The organism is Mycobacterium sp. ENV421, from assembly GCF_002887815.1.
Lineage (GTDB): Bacteria > Actinomycetota > Actinomycetes > Mycobacteriales > Mycobacteriaceae > Mycobacterium.
In genome coordinates, this window is the sequence record NZ_PDHO01000142.1 from 1 (window position 1) to 701 (window position 701).

Annotated in this window: 1 protein-coding gene; it reads left to right on the forward strand. The window is 67.5% G+C overall.

Annotated features, from left to right (window positions below; genetic code table 11):
* Positions 1-701 (forward strand): MCE family protein (locus tag CRM90_RS30065; protein ID WP_199190112.1); only part of this gene is annotated, 701 nt, incomplete at both ends.

Here is a 701-nt window from a genome sequence, read left to right on the forward strand (position 1 = left end):
TCGGAGAAGGTGGATCCGGTCAAGCTGAACTTGACGCTCAGCGCGGCCGCCGAGGCGCTCAACGGCCTGGGCACCAAGTTCGGCCAGTCGATCGTCAACGGCAACGCGGTGCTCGACGACGTCAACCCGCAGATGCCGCAGATCCGCAGCAACATCCGGCAGCTGTCGAACCTGGCCGACGTCTACATCAAGGCCAGCCCGCAGTTCTGGGACTCCCTCGACCACGCGGTCACCACCGCCCGCACACTGAACGCCCAGCAGAAGGACCTCGACGCCGCGCTGTTGGCGTCCACCGGATTCGGCAACACCGGCGCCGACATCTTCGAACGCGGCGGCCCGTACTTCGTGCGCGGCCAGGCCGACCTGATCCCGACCGCCCAGCTGCTCGACACCTACAGCCCCGAAATCCTGTGCACCGTCCGCAACTACGCGACGTCCAACGCCAAGGACAGCGCGGGCGGCAACGGCTACTCCATCGACTTCCACATCGGCCTGACCGGCGCACCGAATCCGTACGTATATCCCGACAACCTGCCGCGGGTGAACGCCAAGGGCGGTCCCGGCGGCGGGCCCGGCTGTTGGCAGCCCATCACCCACGACTTCTGGCCGGCACCGTTCCTGGTCGCCGACTACGGCGCCTCGCTCGCGCCGTACAACCACTTCGAGCTCGGCCAGCCCATCCTCACCGAGTACGTGTGGGG